This is a genomic window from Amycolatopsis sp. NPDC051102 (assembly GCF_040682815.1).
In the GTDB taxonomy this organism is placed as follows: domain Bacteria; phylum Actinomycetota; class Actinomycetes; order Mycobacteriales; family Pseudonocardiaceae; genus Amycolatopsis.
In genome coordinates, this window is the sequence record NZ_JBFBBT010000006.1 from 194506 (window position 1) to 217736 (window position 23231).

Genomic DNA, 23231 nt, shown 5'->3' on the forward strand with positions numbered 1-23231 from the left:
CGGAGAACGACTGACGGGATGCCGGGACGGTGCGTGAATGTTGCGCACTGCGAGACGCTCTGCCTCTTGCGCAACAATCCGGGTTGGCCGGTGTCCCCGTCAAGAGATTCCCCCACTCAGCCGATAGGAAGACCGCGAAACGGATAGTGTTGCGCTATGCGGAACCAGGACCCGGGCAACGCAACTCAGAGCCAGGTGCAGTCGGTCGACCGGGCCATCAGCGTGCTGGAGCTGCTCGCGCGCAACGGCGAAACCGGCATCACGGAGATCGCGGGTGAGCTGGGCGTCCACAAGTCGACGGCGTCGCGGCTGCTGAGCGTCCTGGAGACGAGAGGCCTGGTCGAGCAGCTCGGCGAACGCGGGAAGTACGCCATCGGGTTCGGCGTCGTCCGGCTGGCCGGTGCCGCGACCGGCCGGATGGACCTGGCGAAACTGGGCCGCGCCAGCTGCCTGGCGCTGGCCGAGGAACTGGGCGAGACGGTGAACATCGCCATCGCCGACGACGGCGTGGCCATCAACATCAGCCAGGCCCGCGGCTCGGCCGCGATCACCACGCAGAACTGGACGGGCCAGCGGACGCCGCTGCACGCGACCTCCAGCGGCAAGGTCCTGCTGGCCCACATGGGCGAGACCGAGCGCAAGCGGATCCTGAAGCGGAAGCTGGAGCGGTACACCCCGCGCACGACGGTCGAGCCGGACGAGCTGCTGACCGAATTGGACCGGATCCTCGAAGACGGGTACGCGGCCTGCTACGAAGAACTCGAACTCGGCATGCACGCCGTCGCCGTGCCGATCCACGGCCCAGGCGGGGAAGTCGTCGCCGCGATGAGCGCTTCCGGGCCGTCGTACCGGCTTTCGAAGCAGCGCGTGAAGCAGATCGTGAAACCGATGACCGAGGCCGCGGACGAGCTTTCCGCGCAGCTGGGGTACTTCCGGGACTAGGGGTACAAACGCACCATCGCGCGGATCGTGGATCCCATGTGCGCCACCAGTTCCGCGGGCGCGAGCACCTGCGCGTCCGCGCCGAGCCGCAGCAGCCCGGCCGCCGCGTGGGGCACGCTTTCCAGCGGGATTTCCGCGCGCTGCCAGCCTTCCGCGTCCGCGGGTTCGAGCGTGCGTGCCGCGAGCCGCGCCGCCCGCGGGCCGAGGATGTCGGGCAGCGCGGCGATTCCGGCCGGGGAAAGCCGCACGAGAGCCGTCTCGCCGGCTTCGCTTTCCTCGTACCGTTCGACGTGTTCGCGCCAGAACTCCGCCAGTTCGAAGCCGGCCGGCCGGGTGAAGTGCTCGTCGAGCGCGCGGAGGTCCTCGATGTTGCCGACGCGGTAGGTCCGCGGCTGCGGCCCGGCGGCCACGAGGTACCAGACGCCGGCCTTGAGGACCAGGCCGAGCGGGTGCAGCCGCCGCGTCACGACGCCGGGCGACGGCGACCAGCGGCGGTACCGGATTTCGACGACCCGGTCCTGCCACAGCGCTTCCGCGGCCGCGAGCAGCTGCGGCACGGGCTCCGCCTCGCGGTACCAGCCGGGCGCGTCGAGGTGGAACCGCTGCCGGATCCGCACCGACGCGTCGCGGTACGGCGTCGGAAGCGCCGCCATCAGCTTGAGCTCGGCCGCGGCCACCTGGGCGCCCAAGCCGAGCTCGGCGGCCGGCTGCGGCAGCCCGGTGAGGAACAGCGACCCGGCCTCGCCCTCGGTCAGCCCGGTCAGCCGGGTCCGGTAGCCGTCCATCAGCTGGTAGCCGCCGTTCGGGCCGCCTTCGGCGTAGATCGGCACACCGGCGGCGGCGAGCGCTTCGACGTCCCGGTAAACGGTCCGCGAGGTCACGCCGAGCTCCGCCGCCAGCCGCGCGGCGCTCATCCGCCCGCGGTTCTGCAGCAGCAACAGCAGGGACACCAGCCGGCTCGCGCGCATTCTGCGAAGTCTGCCCCAAGCCACCGACAGAAGGTGTCAGCGGTAGTGGCCCAGGATCGCCGTCATGAACGACTTCGACTTCCTCACCGGCTCCTGGACCGTGACGAACCGGCGGCTCGGCAAGCCGCTGACCGGCAGCGACGACTGGACCGTCTTCCCCGGCACGTCGACCTGCCGGCCGCTGTTCGGGGGCGGCGGCAACCTGGACGAGATCGCCTTCCCCACCCTCGGTTTCCGCGGCTGCACCCTCCGGCTCTTCGACGTCGAGCGCGAGGAGTGGTCGCTGTACTGGGCCAACAGCCGGACCGGGGTCCTCCAGCCGCCGGTGACCGGCCGCTTCGACGGTGGCCGCGGCGACTTCTACGGCGACGACCTGCACGAAGGGGCGCCGATCAAGGTCCACTACGCCTGGACGGGCATCGAAACGGCCACCCCGCGGTGGGAGCAGGAGTTTTCCGCCGACGGCGGGCGGACCTGGGAGGCCAACTGGGTCATGGAGTTCGCCCGCGCTTGACAACTGCGTCGCGCATCACGCACGTTGTTGCCGAAGACGCAACCGCGGAAGGGTGCTATGACGCACTACGACGTGATCGTCGTCGGGCTCGGCGGGATGGGCAGCGCCGCGGCGTACCGGCTGGCGCAGCGCGGGCAGCGGGTGCTCGGCATCGACCAGTTCGCGCCGGTGCACAACCGCGGGTCGAGCCACGGCGGTTCGCGGATCACCCGCCAGGCATACGAAGGCCCGGAGTACGTGCCGCTGCTGCTGCGGGCCCACGAACTGTGGGCGGGCCTCGAGCGCGACAGCGGACGGCGGCTGTTCACCCGCTGCGGCGGGCTGATGGTCGGTGCGGAGGATTCGCAGACCGTCGCCGGCAGCGCGGCGTCGGCCCGCGCGTTCGGCATTCCGCACGAGCTCCTCGACGCGGACGAGATCCGCCGCCGGTTCCCGACCATGACGCCGTCGCCGGACGAAGTCGCGTTGTACGAGCCCGGCGCCGGGCTCGTGTCCCCCGAAGGCACCGTCGCCGCGCACCTGCAGCTCGCCGCGCGGTGTGGTGCCGAACTGCACCACGAAGAGAAGGTGTTCACCTGGAGCACGATGGCCGGCGGGGTGCGCGTCGGGACGTCGCAGAGCTACTACACGGCCGGCCGCCTGGTGCTGTGCCCCGGCGCGTGGGCCGCCGAGCTGCTGCTCGGCTTCGGCGTCGCCTTCACGGTCCGGCGGCAGGTGCAGTACTGGTTCGCGCCGTCCGGCGGGATCGCGCCGTTCCGCGAACATCCCGTCTACATCTGGGAAGGCGACGGCTATACGTTTTACGGCTTCCCGGCGCACAACGCGCCCGCGGACGGCGTGAAGGTCGCCTTCCACGGCGGCGGCCGGACGTGCACCCCCGACGGCATCGACCGGACCGTGTCCGGCGACGAGGTCCACGAGATCGCGTCCGTGCTGAAGCGGCACCTCCCGACGCTGCCCGGCGCGTTCCTCCGGGCCGCGACGTGCATGTACACCGACACGGCCGACGAAAGCTTCGTGCTCGCCCCGCACCCGGCCGAGGAGCGGGTGGTGCTCGCGTGCGGCTTTTCCGGCCACGGCTTCAAGTTCGCCCCGGTGATCGGCGAAATCGTCGCCGACCTGGTGGTCGACGGCGCGACGGCGCACCCGATCGCGCAGTTCGACCCGGCCCGGTTACTGGCCTAGCAGCGACGTCGCCAGCGCTTCGAGGTCCACACCCGCGACGCCGTCCAGGACGTGCCACGGCGCCAGCCAGCCGGACGCGGCGAGCTCGTCGTAGACGCCCGCGCACCGCCGCTGCAGGCCGTCGTCGGTCTCGAAGGCGTCGCGCTCCCGGCCGCTTTCGGTTTCCGCGCGGCGTTCGGCGCGCTCGGCCGCGACCGCCGGGGCGACGCGCAGGAGCAGCTGCGCGTCCGGGCGGGGCAGGCCGAAACGGTCGATCTCCAGCTCCCACACCCACTTCACGACTTCGCCGGTGGCGTCCTGCCGCAGCCGCGCGGCCGCGTACGCGGCGTTGGAGGCGACGTACCGGTCGAGCAGGACGACGTCGTGCGCGTCCCGCAGCGCCCGGATCTCGTCCGCCGCGCCGCTGCGGTCCAGCGCGTAGAGCATGGCCATGCCGTACACCGAGTCGGCGAGGTCACCGTGCCCGCGGTGCAGCGCCTCGCGGACGAGGTCCGCGTGCACGCTCTTGCCGTAACGCGGGAACGCCAGCGACGCCACGCTCGCGTCCTTCGCGCTCAGCTGCGTCGTCAGCCCGTCGGCCAGCGTGCGCTTGCCCGCGCCGTCGAGCCCTTCGATCACCACCAGTCGACCCACGGGGGAAACAGTAGCGGTGGTGGACCGGCGGGCTCGGTGGAAGGGGATCGACGCCGAGCCCGCCGGTTCGTCTAGGCGGGATTCCGCCGCAGGTGGAGCACGTAGCCGGCACCGCTGACCGCGAGCACGCCGACGAGGATCAGCAGCGGCACCCAGCCGGTGTCGTGGCCGGCCGGCGCCGGGCCGCCGTCGCCGCGGGGCATCACCTGCGACGTGGCGTCGAAGCCGCCGGCCTCGCCGTTGCGGGCGTAGGGCGAACCGGGGAGCTTGTCGGCGTAGCGGGCTCCGACGGTCCGCTGGTAGTCGGCGACGGTGACAGCCTGGTTTTCCGACAGCGATGTGACGCGGCCGTCACGGACCGCGTACCAGGCGTCGACCTGCGGTTCGTGCAGCAGCTGGGCGCCCGCGGGCAGCTTCCGGGCGTACTCGCTCTCGACGTCACCCGAGGCGATGTTGCCGATCTGCCAGGCACCGTCCGCGCCGCGGACCGACCAGAGCGTCGCGGTGCGGCCGTCGGAAGCCCGCGCGGGAATCGCGAAGTACGCGAAGTCGCCTGGGACCGCGTCGGGCTTGCCCGCGACGAAGTCCGGCGAAAGCTCGTACACGGCGAAGGCGTCCGGCGCGATCTGCACCGAGACCGCGTCCCGGGCACCCGGCGCCTGCGCGAAGAAGCGGACCAGGACGTCCTGGAACCCCGCGGCCGCGTTGTGGGCCGCCACGGCGTCGGCGCTGCTGATGCCGGCGGCCTGGGCCGCGCCTGACACCGGAGCCGTCATCAGCAGCGCCGCGCCGGTCAGCACGGCGAGCACGAGCGCCCGCCTGCTCATCGGGAGATCCCGGTGAGCGTGTGCGTCCAGGTGAACGACGAGTTGTGCGTGTAGTACCCGTAGGTCGACCAGTTGTAGCGCTTGGCCGGCCCGGGGTCGCCCCAGAACACCCAGTCGCCACGGGTGTCGTAGCCGTAGAGGACGTGGGCGTGGCCGCCGCCCGAGCGGTAGCCGACACGGGTCTCGACCGGCCGGTTCGCCGCGGTCTGCGTCCGGACGTCGGCGTAGGAGATCCGCCGGTCGAGGTAGCGGCCGGGCGAGGTGAACCCGAGCTTCGCGAAGGCGCGCTGCGGGTCGGCGAGGGTGCCGGGGAGGTTCGCGCAGTCCGCGCCGGTTTCGCTGTGAGCGAGCTGACAGAACTGCGTCTGGCTGACCGAGAGGCCGTGGTAGGCGGCGATGGTGGCGCCCGAGCTCGCCCAGCACCACTGGTTCTTCTGCTGGAGCTGCATCGTGATCTGGGTCCGGTAGGTCGGCGGCACTCCGGGCGCGGCGCCGGCGGTGACCGGGGCGACCAGGCACAACAGCAGGCTCACGGCCAGTACGGCGTGGACCTGGCTCGACTTCACCAGCACAGACGGCCTCCTGTGGAGGAGTGGGCGAACCAGCGGTGGTCACAACGGTGAACAACGCGGTCACAAGGAGCAAGAACGCCATCCGGCGGAACGGACCGTTCCGGGGCACAGCCGGAACGCGGAACAGTCACCTCAACGAGGCCAACCACCCTGAACGGGGGTCGGCACGTCCACCCTACGCTGCTAACGTGAACGTTCCGCGGTGTTCACGCCCAGCGCACACACTGGTCGGGTGAAGGGACGAGCGGTGGCACAAGACGGGAACCTCCCACTGATCATCGATGGCGCCCGCACGACCCGGGCATCGGTCGCCGAACTGCCCAAAGAGCTGACCGAGGCCCTCCGCACCGGCGAGTTCCACCACGCTCTGCGGCTCGCGATCGCCTACCGCGGCCTCTCGCTGGCCAGGCTGCGAGCCCACCTCGCGCTGCGCGGAGTCCAAATCGGACAGTCGACGCTGAGTTACTGGCAACGCGGCCTGCGTCAGCCCGAGGTGCCGAAGGCGCTGCCGGCGGTCCGGGCCCTGGAATCGGTCCTCCAGCTGCCGGCGGACGCCCTGGTGGTGCTGATCGGCCCGCGCCTGGCCCGCCGCGGCCACCAGCCGGCGGCGTCGTTCCACGACCTGCGTTCCGGCGACATGGGGTCGATCGTCGAGGACCTGCTGGCCGAGCTGGGCGCGTACCCGTCGTCGAACCACTACAACGCGGACCTCGAGCTGCTGTCGGTCCACGACACGATCACGTTCGACGCGGAACACCGCCAGGTCAGCCTGCGCACGCGCCTGGTGACACGGGCCCGCCGCCACGGCCCGGACCGGTACCTGACGGTGTACAACGGCGACCCGGGCTGCCGCATCGACGACGTCGAGCTGATCACGGACGAGGGCTGCCGCGTGGGCCGGATGCGCCGCAACCCGGACGCGGACACGATGGCAACGGAGCTGCTGTTCGACCGCAAGCTCGCCGAGGGCGACATCCACGTGTTCTGCTTCGAGGTCCGCGACGACTCGGGCTCGGCGTCGCCGGGGTACTACCGGATGCTCCGCGACAGGTGCGCGAGTTACCTGGTCCAGCTGCGGTTCGACCGCAACGCGCTGCCGGCCCGGTGCACCCGGCAGGTCCGCGCCCGGGACGACGCGCTGCCGGTGGTCGCGGAGGAACTGGCGTGCGACATGGGCGGGGTGAGCAGCGCGTTCTTCAGCGACGCCGGGCCCGGGTTGGCCGGGGTCGCCGTCGAGTGGAACTGAAGCGTGTCGACCCTCGGATCACGCGTGTCGACTCGCCAATCACACGTGTCGCCCCTCGGATCACGGCCGACCTGACGACTGCTGGGCCGGAAGGGTCGACACACGTGATCCGGAGGTCGACACACGTGATTGAAGGGTCGACACGGTCGCTCGGTGGCCGCGGTGTTCGGCGCAGGACTTGAGCTTCGCCGGGTGCGGCGACTGGTTGCCTCGGCGGCGGCACGGCTTTTGCGGTCCGCTTTGTTCTCCGCCGCGTACTGGGCCGCCCCGAACACTTTCGGGGCGGCCCTGACCAGCGGAAACGCGAAAACTCAGTACCGGTAGTGTTCCGGCTTGAACGGGCCTTCGACGTCCACGTCGATGTACTCGGCCTGTTCCTTGGTCAGCTTCGTCAGCTCGCCGCCGAGCGCGTCGAGGTGGATCTTCGCGACCTTCTCGTCCAGCTTCTTCGGGAGGCGGAAGACCTCGTTGTCGTACTCCTCGTGCTTGGTGAACAGCTCGATCTGCGCGATCACCTGGTTGGAGAAGCTGTTCGACATCACGAACGACGGGTGGCCGGTCGCGTTGCCCAGGTTCAGCAGGCGGCCCTCGGACAGCACGATGATCGTGTTGCCGTTCGGGAAGATCCACTCGTCGACCTGCGGCTTGATGTTGATCTTCCGGATGCCCGGGTAGCGGGCCAGGCCCGCCATGTCGAGCTCGTTGTCGAAGTGGCCGATGTTGCCCAGGATGGCCTGGTGCTTCATCTTCGCCATGTGCTCGACCAGCACGACGTCCTTGTTGCCGGTGGTGGTGATGATGATGTCGGCCTCGGGCAGCACGCTCTCGAGCTTGCGGACCGCGTAGCCGTCCATCGCCGCCTGCAGGGCGCAGATCGGGTCGATCTCCGTCACGATCACGCGGGCGCCCTGGCCGCGCAGGGACTCCGCCGCGCCCTTGCCGACGTCGCCGTAGCCGCAGACCACCGCGACCTTGCCGCCGATCAGGACGTCGGTGCCGCGGTTGATGCCGTCGATCAGGGAGTGGCGGATGCCGTAGCGGTTGTCGAACTTCGACTTCGTCACCGCGTCGTTGACGTTGATCGCCGGGAACAGCAGCTCGCCCGCCGCCGCCAGCTGGTACAGGCGCAGGACGCCGGTCGTCGTCTCCTCGGTGACGCCGCGGATGCCTTCGCCGATCTTGGTCCACTTGCCGGTGTCGGCCGCCACCGACGCGCGCAGCAGCTCGAGGAACACGCGGAACTCGTCCGAGGTGTTCTCGTCCGGCGTCGGCACGACACCCGACTTCTCGAACTCGGTGCCCTTGTGCACCAGCATCGTGGCGTCACCGCCGTCGTCGAGGATCATGTTCGGGCCCTCGCCGTCCCAGGTGAGCATCCGCTCGGTGCACCACCAGTACTCCTCGAGCGACTCGCCCTTCCACGCGAACACCGGGACGCCCTTGGGCTCCTCGGGCGTGCCGTGCGGGCCGACGACGACCGCCGCGGCCGCGTGGTCCTGCGTCGAGAAGATGTTGCAGGAGGCCCAGCGCACCTCCGCGCCCAGCGCCACCAGGGTCTCGATCAGCACCGCGGTCTGCACCGTCATGTGCAGCGAACCGGAGACGCGCGCCCCGCGCAGCGGGTAGACCTCCGCGTATTCGCGGCGCAGCGCCATCAGTCCGGGCATCTCGTGCTCGGCGAGGCGGATCTCCTTGCGGCCGAACTCGGCGGCATCGAGGTCGGCGACGGCGAACTCGATGCCGTTGCGGGTCTCGTGCCGCTTGGCAACGCTTTCGGGGGTCATAGTGGCGATTCCTCCAAGACTCGATGACACACGAACACTACCGTTGTCCGCTCGACTGTCCCTAGAGCTGCTAGGAGGCCCTTACCGTGCCCATGCCCGGCCCCGACACCCGCGTCGTGGAAATCCGCGTCGCCGGTCTCGTGGGTACCAGCGGGGAGACCCTGCTCGACGCCGTTTCGACCGTCGACGTCGCCGGCGACGGGCTGGGCCGGGTGGTCCGCCCGGCGGACCGGCTGCGCCGCCCGGCGCCCGGACCGGTGCTGCCGGCGCTCGGCCGGTCGATCCCGCGGACCCTCGAAGGCTACCTGTGGCACGGCATGACCTCCGGGGGCGCCGCGAAGGCCACCTGGGCGCTGCTGTTCCCGTTCTCCCTGGCCAACGTCGCGTTCTGGATGCTGCCGCCGGTCCCGCCGGGCAGCCGGCTCGCGCGGGTCCTCGGCGCCGTCTGCCGCGGCCTGCTGCGCGTCGGGGCCCTGCTGCTGACGATGCTGCTGATGGGCCAGCTCGCGGCGATCGCGCTCGACCTGTTCGCCACGCAGTGCCTCGCGCCCGGCTCGGGCTGCCTGCCCGCGGTCCCCGACGTGCTCCGCACGACGGCCGCCCGGATCGCCCTCGGCGTCGTCCCGCTGCTGGCCGTGATCTTCGTCCTGCACCGGATTTCGAGCGCGACCTGGGCGGTGCACGCCGACGGCGACCTCACCGGCGGGCCGCTGCGGATGCAGGCCGACCCGGAGACACCGGCGCTGCGCTGCCTGCACACCGTCGCGGCGCTGGCGTCGGTCGCGTTGCTGCTGCTCGGCGGGCCCTTCCGCGTGCCGGGTGACAGCTTCGGCCTGGTCGTGTGGATCATCACGCTGGCCGTGGTGTTCGCCACCGTCGTCGCGGCCGCGGCCGGCGTGGACACCGGCCGGTTCGCCCGCCCCGGCGTGCTCGCCTTCGCGACGCTGCTGGTCGTCGCCGCCGCCGTGCGGCTGCGGCCGGGCTCCGGCCCGCTGCCGGGCACGAACGGCGTCGTCGAAGGCCTCGGCGCGGCCCTGGTCGCCGTCACGGTGCTGTTCGCGCTGTTCCTGGCCCCGGCCGCGCTGCTGGCCCGGCCCGGCTGGAAGCACAAGCCGCAGCGGCTGCGGCCGTGGATGGGCGGCTGGGCGGCCGCGCCGGTGCTCGCGCTGGCCGGGCTGCTCGGCGGCGGCTTCGGAGCCGGCCTCGCCGAAGCCCTCCGGCAGCTTTCCGGCGCGGAACTGCTGCAGGTGCCCACCACGTACCTGCTGGTCACCGTCCTCTGGGGCGCGGGACTGGCGCTGGCCGCGGTGCTCGGCGTACTCGGCTTCGCGGTCGCCGTCCCGCTGCGCCGGTTGCGGCGCGGCGTCCCGGAGATCGTCGAGCTGATGGAACACGACCGGCGGCAGGAAGCCCAGGCCGCGGCGGCATGGGCGCGCTCGGCCTGGGAACGGCGGCACCTGCACCACCTGGCGCTCGCGGTGGCCTCGGCGATGTCCGCCGGCGGCGCGGCGCTGCTGGTGCTGCGGTTCGGGTTCGGGCTGGTCCCGGGGTGGTTCGGGCCGCTGTCCGCGATCGGCGTCGGCGCGCTCGGCGCGCTGGCCGTGGGCCTGCTGCGCGTGGTCTACACGGCCGCACGCACCCCGCAGCGCAGCCGTCACCTCGGCGCGCTGGCCGACCTGGTGTGCTTCTGGCCGCGGGCGGCGCACCCGACGGTGCCGCCGTGCTACGCGCTGAAGGTCGTCCCCGAACTGGCCGCGCGGGCGCGCGAGCACCTCGCCGAGCCCGGGACGCGCGTGGTGCTCTCCGGCTACAACCTCGGCAGCCTGCTCACGCTCATGGCGGCCGCCCGGCTGGCCGCCGAGCTGCCGGCGGCGGAGCTCGAGCGCGTCGGCGTGCTCACCGCGGGCTCCCCGCTGCAGTGGGGCTACCAGCGCGCGTTCCCGGCGTTGCTGCCGCAGGAAGCGCTGGAACGGCTCTTCACCGACCTCGACGGCCGGTGGCGGGCGCTGTGCCGCGGCACCGACATCTTCGGCGGCGGCGTGACGACCTGGCGGCACTCGGTCGCCGACCGGCGGCTGCACGGCGTCGGGTTCCTCCCCGGCGGCGGCCACGGCCCGGTGACGGCGGCGGCCGACGGCAACGGCGTCCTGATCCTCGGCGGCGACCACTGGCTGCCGGACCCGCTGCGCGGCCCGACCGGGCGGCACCGGTGGGCGCCGGGGGTGCTCAAGCACCAGGACTACGTCGTCGACGCCGAATGGGACCACGCCGTCGCGATGGCCGCCGGCCTCGGCAAGCCGTCCTGGGGCGAGCAGGGCTCGCTCTTCGGGGACTTCCCCCCGAAACGGTGAAGGCCCCTCGCGCGCGGAGCGAGGGGCCTTCGACCGTGGGCTAGCTCAGCTTCACTCGGAAGCCTTGCGGCGGAACTTCAGCAGCGCGAGCAGGCCGCCACCGGCCACCAGCAGCAGGCCGGCGACCCAGATCAGCCAGCTGTTGTCGAAGCCGGTGTTGGCCAGGCCGCCACCGGTGCCCGACTCGTTGCCCGCCGGAACGGCGGCCGGAGCGGTGGTGGAGCTGGTCGGCGCGACGGAGGTGTCCGAGGTCGCCGGGGCGCTCGGCTTCGTGGTCTCGACCGGCTTCGTCGGCTTGGTCGGCGGCGCCGTGGTGGTCTCCGGCGGGGTGTCCTTCTTGACGCCGCAGGCGAACCAGTGGCTGATCTGCGGGACGTTCTTGAAGTCGCGGCCGACCATCGGGGCGTGCAGCTTCTCCCACGGCGGCGTGGCCGAGAGGCCCTTCTTGCCGGGCACGTAGGTGTTGTACTCGTTGCCGCCCTTGACGACGATGGCGGCGACCGTGACGCCCTTGGCCACGCCGGTGACCGTCAGGTACTGGTCCTTCGAAGAGCCACCGGTGACCTCGAGCTGGTCGCTCACGTCGATGGCCTTGCCGAGACCGATGTCCGTGCACTTGGTGGCGTTGCCCACCGTGCCGGTCGCGCGGTCGTCACCGGGCACGCACGCGAACGCGGCGCCGGCGGTTCCCATCAGGGCGGCGGTGGTGAGCGCCATGACGGCCACTGCACCGCGGAAGGTACGTCTGCGCATTGAGTGTCTCCTGTACCGAACGGGGGAGGAACGGCAAATTCGGGGGATCGCTGCACCACCGCACGTGGTAATCACGCGGCTGTAATTCACCCGTCAGTGGCACACGAAGGATCGAAAGGTATCGCACGTCACCCCGTCGCTCACGCGGGGTCCCCCTTTGCGCACAAACCGCAAGATCGTCTTGATCAAGCCGTAATCTCCCGTTTCCGGAGCCGACCGCAAAAAACCCCGCCGACCTGGGTGTCCAGGCCGGCGGGGCTTTTCCGCCGCAAGTCAGGCTTCGGGTGCCTCGACGGACTCGTCGAGCTCGCCGGCCTGCCGCTTGCCGAGCAGCGAATGCCGCCGGCTGTAGGTGAAGTAGAACACCACGCCCACCACCATCCAGGCGATGAACCGCAGCCAGGTCAGCACGGTCAGGTTCAGCATCAGCCACAGGCAGGCGAGGATGGCCAGGATCGGGATCAGCGGCACCAGCGGCACCTTGAACGCGCGGGGCAGGTCGGGCCGCGTCCGCCGCAGCACCAGCACCCCGGCCGAAACGAGCACGAACGCGAAGAGCGTGCCGACGTTGACCATCTCTTCGAGCTTGTCCGCCGGGAAGAAGCCGGCCGCGACCGCGACCAGGCCGCCGACGATGAGCGTCGCGCGCTTCGGCGTGCCGTGCTCGCCCGTCTTGGCCAGGCCGCGCGGCATCAGGCCGTCGCGCGACATCGCGAAGATGATCCGGACCTGGCCCAGCATCAGGACCATGACGACGGTGGTCAGGCCGGCCAGCGCGCCGAAGGAGATGATGTTGGCCGCCCAGTCGACGCCGTTCGCGGAGAACGCCGTGGCGAGGGTCTTGTGGCTGCCGTCGCCCGCCTTGGTCGCGAGGTCCTTGTAGGACGTCATGCCGACGACCACGAGCGACACGGCGACGTACAGCACGGTCACGATGGCCAGCGAGCCCATGATCCCGCGCGGCACGGCCTTCTGCGGGTTCCGGGTCTCCTCGGCGGTGGTCGCGACGATGTCGAAGCCGATGAAGGCGAAGAACACCAGCGAAGCGCCGGCCAGCAGGCCGAAGACGCCGAACGAGCTGCTCGCGCCGCCCGCGACCAGCGAGAACAGCGACTGGTCGATGCCGGTCTGGCCGGCCCCGCCGGTCTCGCCCGGCGGGATGTACGGCGTGTAGTTGGCGCCCTTGACGTAGAAGAGACCGAGGATGATCACGAACAGCACCACGGCGACCTTGATCCCGGTGATCACCATGGACACCCGCGACGACAGCTTCGTGCCGACGGCCAGCAGCGTCGTCAGGATCGCCACGACGAGCAGCGCGCCCCAGTCGACGGTCACGCTCCCGATGTCGAACGTCGTCTTGGTGCCCTTGCCGAACAGGTAGCCGAGCACCGTCTCGAGGTACACCGACCAGCCCTTGGACACCGCGGCCGCGCCGACCGCGAGCTCCAGGATCAGGTCCCAGCCGATGATCCACGCCATGAACTCGCCGAAGGTGGCGTAGGAGAACGTGTACGCGCTGCCCGCGACCGGCACGGTCGAGGCGAATTCCGCGTAGCACAGCGCGGCCAGCGCGCAGGCGATCGCCGCGAAGACGAAGGCCAGCGAGACCGACGGCCCGGCGTAGTCACCCGCGGTGCGCGCGGTCAGCGTGAAGATGCCGGCACCGATGACGACGGCGACGCCGAAGACGGTGAGGTCCCACGCGCCGAGGTTCCGCCGGAGCTTGGTGTCCGGCTCGTCGGTGTCCGCAATGGACTGTTCGATCGATTTAGTGCGCCACAATCCCGTTCCGGGCACCGTTGACCTCCTGCGGCCGGCCTGCATGTATCGCAGTAGGTCACCCTATCGGGTCACGTCCGTGACGGCTCGCCGAACGACGCCGGGGCTATCGCGCGAGGCTGCGGTCGAGGTCCGGTTCGAGGTAGATCAGCTTCGCGACCGGCACCTTGGCGCGGACGCGCGCCTCGGCGTCGTCGATCGCCGCGGCCAGCTCGGCGGTGTCGAGCCCCGGCACCATCGCCAGCTTCGCCGCGACGAGCAGCTCGTCCGGGCCCAGGTACTGGGTGCGGATGTGGATGACCCGCTCGACCTTGCCCGCGGCGAGCTCGTCGACGATCGTCGCGAGCACGCCCTCGGTGGCGCCTTCGCCGATGAGCAGGCTCTTCATCTCGATGATGAGGATGATCGCGATCACGCCCAGCAGCGCGCCGATCGCGAGGGTGCCGACGCCGTCCCAGACCGGGTCGCCGGTGACGACCGACAGCCCGACGCCCAGCAGCGCGAAGACCAGGCCGAGCAGCGCGCCGGCGTCCTCCAGCAGGACCACCGGCAGCTCGGGTTCCTTGGCCTGGCGGATGAACCCCCACCAGCTCGCGTCGCCCTTGATCTTCTTCGACTCGCCGATGGCGGTGTAGAAGCTGTAGCCCTCCAGGCCGACCGCGACGAGCAGGATGATCACGGCCACGATCGGCGATTCGAGCGGCTCCGGGTGGCCGATCTTGTGGATGCCCTCGTAGATCGCGAAGGCGGCGCCGAGGGTGAAGAGCATCAGCGCGACGATGAAGGAGTAGAAGTACCGGTCGCGGCCGTAGCCGAAGGGGTGCTCCTTGTCCGCTTCGCGCTTCGACGTCTTCTGGCCGAGCAGCAGCAGGCCCTGGTTCGTCGTGTCGGCCAGCGAGTGCACGGACTCGGCCAGCATCGACGACGACCCCGTCACGAGGAAGCCGACGAACTTCGCCGCCGCGATCCCGGCGTTCGCCCCGAGCGCGGCGATGATCGCCTTGGTTCCGCCTCCAGCTGACACGAGCGCTCCCCTGCTGACGTTCCCGAATTGCCGGTTTGGAGCCTAGAGGACCGGCCCCGGTTCCGCCCCGCACCGCCCGGTTTTGTCGGACCCCTTCGCTACGGTGGCCGTTCCGGCACGGGGAAGGGTGGCCATGGCTCACTTCGGCGTGCTCGGGCCGCTCGCCGTCGAAGGGCCGCCCGGGCACTGGGTCGCGTTGCGCGGCGAGCGGCAGCGCACGCTGCTGGCCGTGCTGCTGCTCAACGCCGGCCGGCCCGTCCCGGCCGACGTGCTCGTCGAGGCGCTGTGGCCGGCCGGGCCGCCCAAGTCGGCCACCTCCAACCTGCACACCTACCTCTCGCGGCTGCGCGAGCGGATCGACGGCCTCCGGGTCGAGCACGGGCCGCTCGGCTACCGGCTGCAGGTCGAACCGGCGGAGCTCGACCTGCTCGGCTTCCGCGCGGCCGTCGCCGAAGGGCGGCAGGCGGCGGATCCGGTCGCCGCCGCGGAGCACTACCGGCGGGCGCTCGCGCTGTGGCGGGGGCCGGTGCTGGCCGGGCTGCACGTGCCGCGGCTCGAGGCCGACGTCGCCCGACTGGAGTCCGAGCGGCTGGCCGTGTTCGAGGACTGCGTCGACGCCGAGCTCGCCGCCGGGCGGCACGGGGAGCTGACCGGCGAGCTGCAGGCCATGATCGCCGAGCACCCGCTGCGCGAACGGCCGGCCGCGCAGCTGATGACCGCGCTGCACCGGGCCGGGCAGCAGGGCAGCGCGCTGGAGGTCTACCGGCGGCTGCGGACCACGCTGATCGAGGAGCTCGGCGTCGAACCGGGCGCGGAGGCCCGCCGGGTGCACGCGGCCGTCCTGCGCGGCGAGGACCCGGTGCCGCGGCTGCCGCCCCCGGTGTGGCCGGTCTGCCAGCTCCCGCCGGACATCGGCGACTTCACCGGCCGCGACGCCGAACTGGCGGAGCTGACCGCGGTGCTCGGCGCCGGCGGCGGCGTCCCGGTCGCGGTGCTCAGCGGCGAGCCGGGCGCGGGCAAGAGCACGCTCGCCGTCCGCGCGGCACACCGGTTGCGCGGGCAGTTCCCCGACGGCCAGCTGTACGTGCCGCTGGCGGGCCGTGACATCGGGGAGGTGCTGGCCGATCTGCTGCGCGCGCTGGGCGTCCCGGGCCCGGCCGTGCCGGACGACGCCCGGGCCCGCGCGGCGGTGTTCCGCGGCCGGCTTTCCGACCGGCGGGTGCTGGTGGTGCTCGACGACGCCGCGGACCCCGGGCACGTCCGCGCCCTGCTGCCGGGCACGCCGGGCTGCGCGGTGCTCGTGACGAGCCGTCGCCGGCTGAGCGGGCTCGCCGGCGCGCACCGGCTGGCCCTCGGGCCGCTGTCCGGCGCCGACGCCGCCGAACTGCTGGACAGGCTCGCCGGGGCGCGGGTGGCCCGGGAGCGCGCCGACGCCGAGCGGATCGTCACGGCGTGCGCGCGGCTGCCGCTGGCCCTGCGGATCGCGGGCAGCCGGCTGGCCATCCGGCCGCACCTGCGGCTCGGTGAGCTGGCCGACCGGCTGGAGGACGAGGTCCGCCGGCTCGACGAGCTGACCGTCAGCGACCTGGCCGTCCGGAGCAGCATCGCGCTGAGCTACGAGGGCCTGCGCCCGCCCGCGCGGCGCGCGTTCCGGCTGCTCGGCCGGTGTCAGCTCGCCGACCTGCCGGCGTGGGCGGTCACGACCCTGGTCGGCGACCCGGACGCCGACGAGGCGGTCGAAGAGCTCGTCGAGGCGAGTCTGCTGGAGGCCCGCGGACCGGACCCGACCGGCGAAGGCCGCTACCGGATGCACGACCTCGTCCGGCTGTACGCCGCGGAGCTGCCGGAGCCGTCGTCCGCCGAGGGCGTCCGGACGGTGCTGGCGGCGACGCTCGCGCTGGCCGACGCGGCGGCGGCCCGGCTGCCGCGCACGGTGCCGATGCCGTCGCCGGCCCACGAGCCGCCCGCGCAGCCGTTGCCGGCTTCGCTCGTGGAGCGGCTGCTCGCGCGTCCGGACGACTGGTTCGCGGCCGAGCGCGCGAATCTGGTGCTGCTCATCGGCACGCTGGGCGCGCGGGACGCGCTGCTGCTGCTCGACCGGCTCGGCGTGTACCTGTACCTGCACGGGCAGTACGCCGACATGCGCGCGGCGTACGAGACGGTGCTGGCGGCCGCGGATCCGCCGGTCGCGACGGTCGCCGAGGCCACGCTGACGCTGCTGCGGCACGCGCGCGGCGAGTACGAGGAGGCGGCGCTCCGCTACCGGGCATGCGCCAAGGAACTCGAGGCGCACGGCGACCGCCGCACGCACGCGTGGGTGTCGGCGAACCTGGCGCACTGCCTGATCGGCCTCGGCCGCGCGGAAGAGGCCCTGCAGACGGCGGCCCACGCGCGTGAACTGTTCACTGTGGACGGATCGGCGGCGGAGCTCGGCTGGGTACGGGCGGCGGAGTCGGCGGCGCTGCTGCGGCTCGGCCGGGTTTCCGACGCCCGCGAAGTCGACCGGACGGCCCTGGCGGCGGCCCGGTCGACCGGCGACGCCCGGGTGATCGGCGAGGCGTTGCACGGGTACGCGTGGTCGTCCCTGCTGACGGGCGACGACCCGGGAGCGGCGGCGGCGATCGCGGAGTCGGTGACGCTGTTGCGCGGCACGAAGGCGCGGTCGGCGCTGGCGAAGTCGTTGCGCACCCTGGGCGCGATCTCGGCGGCAACGGGCGCCCGGGCCGAGGCGACGGCGGCGTTCGAGGAGGCCCGCTCACTGGCCCGGGAGCTGGACGAGCGGCCGCGCGAGCTGTCGTGCACCCGAGCGTTGGCGGCGGCGTGGATCGGCGAAGGCCGCGCGGCACAGGCGATCCCGGTGCTGCGAGCGTGCCTCGACGAGTACGGCGAGCTGGGCAGCCGCCCGGCGGCGGGTCTGACGTGGCTGGTGCTGCACCGGGCGTACGAAGCGGCGGGAGACCCGGAGTCGGCGGAGAAGGCGGCGGCAGAGGCCGCGAGCTTGGCCGACCCACGCGACGCCAGCGCGGCCGCCCTCCGCCGGGCGCTGCTGGCCCTCACCGAACCGCCGATCCGGCGTGCCGCGCCTCCCGGACCGGCCTGACGGCCGACCCTGGCGAGGCGAAGTGGTGCTGCCCCCTCACCGCACCACCCGCCTCCCCCTCATCCGGTGGGTGGCCACCGAGGTGGTGCCGCCCCCTCGCGGCACCACCTCACGCCCACGGGCGCCGGGCGAAATCCGACCGGCGCCACCCCCAGCGGACTGGCCGCGCGCACCAGCGCACCAGGGTCCCCCGTTGGTGACGATGGTGGCTGACGCCACCACACGGAACGCACACAGAAACTCCCGCCCCCGCGCACACCAGCCCCGCACACCCAGACGGTCGGCTCGCGTACGCAGACAGTCGGTTCGCGTACCTGTTGCGGTCGGCTCACGAACCCGCGCCGGCCGACCCTCCAGGCACGCCTGGCGACCCTCGGGGTACGCGAGCCGACCCTCCAGGTACGTCAACCGACCGCCCGGGTACGCGAGCCGAGCCGGGCCGGGGCGAGCCGGGTCAGTCCTCGCAGGTGCCTGCCGTTGCGCGGAAGAGCTGGGCGCGGGCTTCGCCCACCGGGCGGATCTTCACCGGCGGGTCCGCTGCCGGGAGCCACACCGACTGGCCGCGCCGCAGCTCCACCTTCTCGCCGTCGTCCGCCGTCACCAGCAGGTCGCCCGCGGTGCACAGCAGGATCTGGGGGCCGACGCTGTCGACCGAAATCTCGTCGTGCTGGCCCGCCGCCCACTCGACGCGGGACAGCTCGAACTCCGGGGCGTCCGTGCGGTACACCGCCATGCGGCCGCCGGACTCACCGCACTGGACCGGCATCTCGCCGCACGCGAAGTCCACGACCCGCAGCAGCTCCGGGACGTCCACGTGCTTCGGCGTCAGACCGCACCGCAGGATGTTGTCCGAGTTCGCCAGGATCTCCACGGCCGTCCCGTGGAGGTACAGGTGCAGGTTGCCCGCCGGCAGGTAGATCGCTTCGCCCGCGCGCAGCGTCAGGCGGTTCAGCAGCAACGCCGCCAGCACACCCGCGTCGCGCGGGTGCGCCTCGCCGAGTTCCAGGATCGTCCGGCACTCGACCGCGAATTCGCCGTGCTCCTGGACGTGGCGGACGCACGCGTCGAGCACCTCCGGCAGCAGCGAATCCAGCGACGGCTGCGGCAGCGTGATCCACGTCGTGAACAGCGCCCGCAGGCCGGACGGGTCCGGCTGGGCCTCCAGCAGTCCCGTGTACTTGGCCAGCCCGGGCGTCTCGATGGCCTTCAGGAGCTTCACCGTCCGGTCCGGGGTGCGGAACCCCGCCAGCGCGTGGAACTCCGTCAGCGCGCACACCAGCTCCGGCTTCGCCGTCGGGTCCGGGTAGTTGCGGTTCGCCGCGTCGCGCGGGATGCCGAGCCGCTCCTCGCGGGCGTGCCCCTCCGCGGCCTGCGCCGCCGACGGGTGCGCCTGCATCGACAGCGGCTCCTCCGCCGCGAGGATCTTCAGCAGGAACGGGAGCCGCCCGCCCCAGCGCTTCGCGCACCGCTCGCCGAGCTGGGTCACCGGGTCGGCGTCCACCAGCTCGAGCAGGCTCCGCTCGGTCCCGTCGGGGCCGATGACGTGCGACGGGTCGCCCGGGTGGGCGCCCATCCACAGCTCGGCCTCGGGGTGCGGCGCGGGTACCGGACGGCCCAGCAGCTCGGGGATCGCCGTCCGCGATCCCCAGGCGTAGGGCCGCACCGCGTTGCGCAGCAGCTCCACTGTCACCTCAACTCCACTCCTTCGGCACCGGCCGGGGCCGGTGCTCGGCGGGTCTCACGCCGGCGCGGGCGCGAAGCGGCCCGCGCCGCCGATGCTGCCCGCCGCCAGCCCGAGATAGACCGCCGCCAGTTCGAACCGCAGCGCCAGCACCGCGGCCCGCACGATTTCGTCGGCCTCGATCTCCTCGGCCGGCGCGATGACGTCCGCACCCGGCAGCAGATCCTCGGCCTGGTAGCGCGCCGCGTCCGTGGCCGGACCGGTCCGCACCGAGAGCAGCAGCACCCGGGTGGGGATGTCACCAGAGGGATCGTCCGGATCGGCGAAGATGTCACGCTCTCCGCCGCCTGATTGCGCCGCCCGCCGCAATGCGGGGCGCGCCAGGGCCTGACGATAGTCCTCGACGTCGCACACGGTAGCCGCGTGGGCGGCGAACGCGTGCGCAGCGTGTTCGCCGACGGCGACCGCGACCGGGTCGAGCCCCCACAGCAGCGGCACGCGGTCGGCGACCCGCAGCGCGAGCGCCTTGGCCGGGTTCGCGAACGACTCCCGGGCCAGGTAGTCCTTCTCGGCTTCCAGGTCCAGCTGGTCGGCCAGCAGCTGGACGTCGGAGATCAGCAGCCCCAGCGCGTTCGCGGTGAGCAGCCCGGCGGCCAGGCCGCGCGGGAACGCCAGCTCCGGCGGCACCGGGATGCGCGGCGCCAGGAGCAGGCCCTTGCCTGCCACAGCGGCCGCAACCGGGCCTTCCGACGGCGCGGAAAGCACGACCGAAGCGCCGTAGCGGGCCGCGCGCTCCAGGGACGCGGCGAGCTCGCGATCACCGGGGTCGTCGGTGTGCGCGAAGACGACGTCGAGCGCGCCGATCCAGCTCGGCACCACCTCGGCGACGACCACCGGCACCGGGCACGACGGCGCCAGCAGGGCGGCCAGCAGCCGCGTGAGCGTGCGGCTCACCCCCGGCCGGTCGATCAGCACGACGGCGCGCGGGCGGCCCATGTCGAGCCGCTCGGACAGCTCCAGCTCCGCGGCGAGCTCGGCGGTCGCCCGCACCTGGGCGCCCGCCATCGCGGCGGCACGGAGCAACCCCGCGCTGTCGGCCTCGGCCAGCCGCGCGGGGTCGTCGAGCAGCGTGTCGTCAAGCACTGTCGGCATCGGAGTTTCCGTTGTCACCGGGCACGGTGGCTTCGTCCAGGAGCAGCACCGGGATGCCGTCACGGACCGGGTAGACCCGGCCGCACTCCGTGCACGTCAGCGCGTCGGCCTCGGGGTCGTCCGGCGCGCCCGGCCGGAGCGGGGCGTGATCGGGCGACGGGCACGCCAAGATCTCGAGGAGCTGGGCGTCGAGCGTGATGGCCATGGTTCCTCCATACCACGCGGGGAGGTGTGATGAAGGGCACCTTCAGGACACAGTTCGGCCCCCGGCCCGCCCTTCATCGTGGATGGGGTCAGCTGCGGATGATCGCGAGTACTTCGTCCACCAGCCCCTGCACGGCCTCGGCGTTCGCGGCCTCGACGTTCAGCCGGAGCAGCGGTTCGGTGTTCGACGGGCGCAGGTTGAACCAGGCGCCGCCCGGCAGCTGCACGGTGAGGCCGTCCAGCTCGTCGAGCTCGACGCCGGAGCGGGTGCCGAAGGAGTCCTTGACGGCCATCATCTTCGCGACCTGGTCGTCGACTGTGGAGTTGATCTCACCGGACGCCGCGTAGCGCGAGTACGCGCTGGTCAGGTCGGACAGCGGGCCGGTCTGCTCGCCGAGCGCGGCGAGGACGTGCAGCGCCGCCAGCATGCCGGTGTCGGCGCGCCAGAAGTCGCGGAAGTAGTAGTGCGCGGAGTGCTCGCCGCCGAAGATGGCGCCGGTGCGGGCCATCTCGGCCTTGATGAACGAGTGCCCGACGCGGGTGCGGACCGGCTTGCCGCCGTGCTCGGCGACGATCTCCGGCACGCCCTTGGACGTGATCAGGTTGTGGATGACCGTGCCGCCCGGGTCCTTGGCCAGCTCGCGGACGGCGACCAGCGCCGTGATCGCGCTCGGCGAAACCGGCTCGCCGCGCTCGTCGACGATGAAGCAGCGGTCGGCGTCGCCGTCGAAGGCGACCCCGGCGTCCGCGCCGACCTCGCGCACCTTCGCCTGTAGGTCGACGATGTTGGCCGGGTCGAGCGGGTTGGCCTCGTGGTTCGGGAAGGTGCCGTCGAGCTCGAAGTACATCGGGACGACGTCGATCGGCAGCCCGTCGAACACGGTCGGGACGGTGTGGCCGCCCATGCCGTTGCCGGCGTCGACCACGATCTTCAGCGGCCGGCTGCCGGACAGGTCGACGAGGTTGCGCAGGTAGGCGGCGTAGTCGGCGAGGACGTCCCGCTCGGTGATGGAGCCGCGCTGCCCCTCGAAGCCGGGCACGCCCTGCTCGACGGTGTCGCGGATCTCGGCGAGCCCGGTGTCCTGGCCGACCGGCGACGCGCCCGCGCGGCACATCTTGATGCCGTTGTACTTGGCCGGGTTGTGGCTGGCGGTGAACATCGCGCCCGGCAGGTTCAGCGAGCCGGACGCGAAGTACAGCTGGTCGGTGCTGGCCAGCCCGATGTTGACCACGTCGAGGCCCTGCGAGGTGACGCCCTCGGCGAAGGCGGCCGCCAGCCCCGGCGAGGAGTCGCGCATGTCGTGGCCGATCACCACCGAGGGCGCTTCCGGCTTGATGAGCAGGGCGAACGCGGCGCCGAAGTCGCGGACGAGGTCCGCGTCGAGCTGCTCGCCGACCACGCCGCGAATGTCGTAGGCCTTCACGATGCCCGAAAGGTCTGGCACGCCGTCTCCCCGCGAATAGTCGTCCCGGCGCCCGCTGCGCCGCGCGGAAAGCCTACCGGCGAGGTGAGTGGGTTACGCGTTCAGGCGCGACCGGGCAGGACCCGCAGGTGGCCGCGGCGCCCGGACGGGCCCTCCGGCTCGGGGGCGGGAGGCGCGGGTTTGCCGGGGCGGCCGGCCTCGCGCACGGCCTCGGCCAGCGCGGTGAGTTCGTCGGCCGACGGATCCGGCGCGGCGAAGGCCCCTTCGTGCCGGACGACTTCCCAGCCCTTCGGGACGGTCAGCCGCAGCGCATGCGCTTCGCAGAGGTCGTACGAATGGGGCTCGGAGGCGGTGGCCAGCGGGCCGACGACGGCGGTGGAGTCGCTGTACGCATACGTCAGCGTGGCCACAGCTGGCTCGAGACAGCCAGTACGCGAACACTTCCGTACGCTCCGCACGAATCGAAACGATAGCGCGTCGCCGCAAGCCTGGAGGAGCGACACGCGCTGGGACGCGCCGACCGCATAGACTTCGGAACGTGGCGACGGCTCGTGACTACCGACAGCGGCGGCGCTCGCGACGGGACCGGCACGGCCGGGGCCTGCGCGGGACGCTGTATCCGGCGACCCTGCCCGCCGCCGCGAGCCGTGCGGAACGCTTCGACGCACTGGTGCTGGACGCACTGGAGCCGATCGAAGCCCGCTGGCGCCACGAGCTGACGAAGCTCGACGTGGCGGTCGACGACGTACCGGAGGTCCGCGAGAACGGCCACTCCCCGGCGGACGGCGTCCTGCACGACGGCGCGGTGCCGTTGTCGCGCCTGGTGCCGGCGGGAGTGGACCGCACAGGACTGCCGACGCGGGCCCGGATCGTGCTGTACCGGCGGCCGCTGGAGGCACGGGCGAAGGACCCGTCGGAGCTGGCCGAGCTGGTGCACGACGTGCTGGTGGAGCAGGTGGCCGGATACCTGGGCGTGGAACCGGACGTCATCGAAGGCGAGTAGCTCCCTCGGCCCGGCTGAGGCTCGCTGCGAAGCGCACAACCCGCGCGCGTGGGGGGACCCCCGGTTTTTACGTTACCGGGCGGCAC

General features: G+C 72.4%; 20 protein-coding genes. 7 read left to right on the forward strand and 13 right to left on the reverse strand.

Features of this window, described 5'->3' with window-relative positions; genetic code table 11:
- Positions 1–156: 156 nt before the first annotated feature.
- Positions 157–942, forward strand: a complete 786-nt coding sequence (locus AB0M93_RS19955) for an IclR family transcriptional regulator (protein WP_364275463.1) — start codon at positions 157–159, stop codon at positions 940–942.
- On the opposite strand, the gene AB0M93_RS19960 is transcribed toward AB0M93_RS19955, so the two are convergent.
- The gene (locus AB0M93_RS19960) at positions 939–1910 is read right to left on the reverse strand and encodes a WYL domain-containing protein (RefSeq protein WP_364275465.1); all 972 of its coding nucleotides are present in this window, start codon (positions 1908–1910) and stop codon (positions 939–941) included. The genes AB0M93_RS19955 and AB0M93_RS19960 overlap by 4 nt on opposite strands.
- 64 nt (positions 1911–1974) lie before the next feature.
- On the opposite strand from AB0M93_RS19960, the gene AB0M93_RS19965 reads away from it, so the two are divergent.
- Both AB0M93_RS19965 and solA read left to right on the forward strand, forming a co-directional pair.
- Positions 1975–2424, forward strand: coding sequence for a hypothetical protein (locus AB0M93_RS19965; protein ID WP_364275467.1), 450 nt, complete (start codon positions 1975–1977; stop codon positions 2422–2424).
- Positions 2425–2481: 57 nt separating this feature from the next.
- Positions 2482–3609, forward strand: a complete 1128-nt coding sequence (gene solA, locus AB0M93_RS19970; protein ID WP_364275469.1) for an N-methyl-L-tryptophan oxidase — start codon at positions 2482–2484, stop codon at positions 3607–3609.
- Here the strand turns inward: solA and AB0M93_RS19975 are convergent.
- From AB0M93_RS19975 to AB0M93_RS19985, 3 genes are all read right to left on the reverse strand, one after another.
- A complete protein-coding gene (locus AB0M93_RS19975; protein ID WP_364275800.1) occupies positions 3598–4230 on the reverse strand; it encodes a dTMP kinase in 633 nt (210 codons plus the stop codon). The two genes, solA and AB0M93_RS19975, sit on opposite strands and share 12 nt — an antisense overlap.
- 83 nt (positions 4231–4313) lie before the next feature.
- Positions 4314–5069, reverse strand: a complete 756-nt coding sequence (locus AB0M93_RS19980; RefSeq protein WP_364275471.1) for a hypothetical protein — start codon at positions 5067–5069, stop codon at positions 4314–4316.
- Entirely contained in the window at positions 5066–5641 is a 576-nt protein-coding gene (locus AB0M93_RS19985; protein ID WP_364275473.1) for a papain-like cysteine protease family protein, read from the reverse strand. The genes AB0M93_RS19980 and AB0M93_RS19985 overlap by 4 nt, the downstream gene beginning before the upstream one ends.
- Positions 5642–5888: 247 nt before the next feature.
- On the opposite strand from AB0M93_RS19985, the gene AB0M93_RS19990 reads away from it, so the two are divergent.
- On the forward strand, positions 5889–6887 hold the full coding sequence (locus AB0M93_RS19990) for a hypothetical protein (RefSeq protein ID WP_364275474.1): 999 nt from the start codon (positions 5889–5891) through the stop codon (positions 6885–6887).
- Positions 6888–7198: 311 nt separating this feature from the next.
- Here AB0M93_RS19990 and ahcY read toward each other — a convergent pair whose 3' ends face one another.
- On the reverse strand, positions 7199–8671 hold the full coding sequence (gene ahcY / locus AB0M93_RS19995; protein ID WP_364275475.1) for an adenosylhomocysteinase: 1473 nt from the start codon (positions 8669–8671) through the stop codon (positions 7199–7201).
- A 92-nt stretch (positions 8672–8763) separates the two neighbouring features.
- Between ahcY and AB0M93_RS20000 the strand changes: the two genes are divergently transcribed.
- Positions 8764–11022, forward strand: coding sequence for a hypothetical protein (locus AB0M93_RS20000; protein ID WP_364275477.1), 2259 nt, complete (start codon positions 8764–8766; stop codon positions 11020–11022).
- Positions 11023–11073: 51 nt separating this feature from the next.
- On the opposite strand, the gene AB0M93_RS20005 is transcribed toward AB0M93_RS20000, so the two are convergent.
- The 3 genes from AB0M93_RS20005 to AB0M93_RS20015 form a co-directional block, all read right to left on the reverse strand.
- Positions 11074–11775, reverse strand: coding sequence for an LPXTG cell wall anchor domain-containing protein (locus tag AB0M93_RS20005; protein ID WP_364275478.1), 702 nt, complete (start codon positions 11773–11775; stop codon positions 11074–11076).
- 273 nt (positions 11776–12048) lie between these two features.
- On the reverse strand, positions 12049–13575 hold the full coding sequence (locus AB0M93_RS20010) for an amino acid permease (RefSeq protein ID WP_364275480.1): 1527 nt from the start codon (positions 13573–13575) through the stop codon (positions 12049–12051).
- Between the two features lie 88 nt (positions 13576–13663).
- Positions 13664–14581, reverse strand: coding sequence for a cation diffusion facilitator family transporter (locus tag AB0M93_RS20015; RefSeq protein WP_364275482.1), 918 nt, complete (start codon positions 14579–14581; stop codon positions 13664–13666).
- A gap of 133 nt (positions 14582–14714) precedes the next feature.
- Between AB0M93_RS20015 and AB0M93_RS20020 the strand changes: the two genes are divergently transcribed.
- On the forward strand, positions 14715–17681 hold the full coding sequence (locus tag AB0M93_RS20020) for a BTAD domain-containing putative transcriptional regulator (protein ID WP_364275484.1): 2967 nt from the start codon (positions 14715–14717) through the stop codon (positions 17679–17681).
- A 454-nt stretch (positions 17682–18135) separates the two neighbouring features.
- On the opposite strand, the gene manA is transcribed toward AB0M93_RS20020, so the two are convergent.
- The 5 genes from manA to AB0M93_RS20045 all read right to left on the reverse strand — a co-directional run bounded on the left by manA (position 18136) and on the right by AB0M93_RS20045 (position 22600).
- On the reverse strand, positions 18136–19365 hold the full coding sequence (gene manA / locus AB0M93_RS20025) for a mannose-6-phosphate isomerase, class I (RefSeq protein WP_364275802.1): 1230 nt from the start codon (positions 19363–19365) through the stop codon (positions 18136–18138).
- Between the two features lie 54 nt (positions 19366–19419).
- Positions 19420–20514 carry a hypothetical protein gene (locus AB0M93_RS20030; protein WP_364275486.1) on the reverse strand — a complete coding sequence of 365 codons (1095 nt, stop codon included), beginning with the start codon at positions 20512–20514 and terminating at the stop codon, positions 19420–19422.
- A complete protein-coding gene (locus AB0M93_RS20035) occupies positions 20498–20719 on the reverse strand; it encodes a Trm112 family protein (RefSeq protein WP_086853192.1) in 222 nt (73 codons plus the stop codon). Before AB0M93_RS20035 ends, AB0M93_RS20030 begins: the two co-directional genes overlap by 17 nt.
- Before the next feature lie 88 nt (positions 20720–20807).
- A complete protein-coding gene (locus tag AB0M93_RS20040; protein ID WP_364275488.1) occupies positions 20808–22163 on the reverse strand; it encodes a phosphomannomutase/phosphoglucomutase in 1356 nt (451 codons plus the stop codon).
- 80 nt (positions 22164–22243) lie between these two features.
- Entirely contained in the window at positions 22244–22600 is a 357-nt protein-coding gene (locus AB0M93_RS20045) for a DUF3499 domain-containing protein (protein WP_285986112.1), read from the reverse strand.
- Between the two features lie 80 nt (positions 22601–22680).
- Here AB0M93_RS20045 and AB0M93_RS20050 point away from each other — a divergent pair, with 80 nt between their 5' ends.
- Entirely contained in the window at positions 22681–23145 is a 465-nt protein-coding gene (locus AB0M93_RS20050; RefSeq protein WP_004559274.1) for a metallopeptidase family protein, read from the forward strand.
- The last annotated feature ends 86 nt before the right edge of the window (positions 23146–23231 follow it).

Coding starts and splice junctions, on each gene's coding strand:
- AB0M93_RS19955 (WP_364275463.1), top strand. CDS start 157: ATGCGGAACCAGGACCCGGGCAACGCAACTCAGAGCCAGGTGCAGTCG.
- AB0M93_RS19960 (WP_364275465.1), bottom strand. CDS start 1,910: ATGCGCGCGAGCCGGCTGGTGTCCCTGCTGTTGCTGCTGCAGAACCGC.
- AB0M93_RS19965 (WP_364275467.1), top strand. CDS start 1,975: ATGAACGACTTCGACTTCCTCACCGGCTCCTGGACCGTGACGAACCGG.
- solA (WP_364275469.1), top strand. CDS start 2,482: ATGACGCACTACGACGTGATCGTCGTCGGGCTCGGCGGGATGGGCAGC.
- AB0M93_RS19980 (WP_364275471.1), bottom strand. CDS start 5,069: ATGAGCAGGCGGGCGCTCGTGCTCGCCGTGCTGACCGGCGCGGCGCTG.
- ahcY (WP_364275475.1), bottom strand. CDS start 8,671: ATGACCCCCGAAAGCGTTGCCAAGCGGCACGAGACCCGCAACGGCATC.
- AB0M93_RS20000 (WP_364275477.1), top strand. CDS start 8,764: ATGCCCGGCCCCGACACCCGCGTCGTGGAAATCCGCGTCGCCGGTCTC.
- AB0M93_RS20005 (WP_364275478.1), bottom strand. CDS start 11,775: ATGCGCAGACGTACCTTCCGCGGTGCAGTGGCCGTCATGGCGCTCACC.
- AB0M93_RS20020 (WP_364275484.1), top strand. CDS start 14,715: ATGGCTCACTTCGGCGTGCTCGGGCCGCTCGCCGTCGAAGGGCCGCCC.
- AB0M93_RS20030 (WP_364275486.1), bottom strand. CDS start 20,514: ATGCCGACAGTGCTTGACGACACGCTGCTCGACGACCCCGCGCGGCTG.
- AB0M93_RS20035 (WP_086853192.1), bottom strand. CDS start 20,719: ATGGCCATCACGCTCGACGCCCAGCTCCTCGAGATCTTGGCGTGCCCG.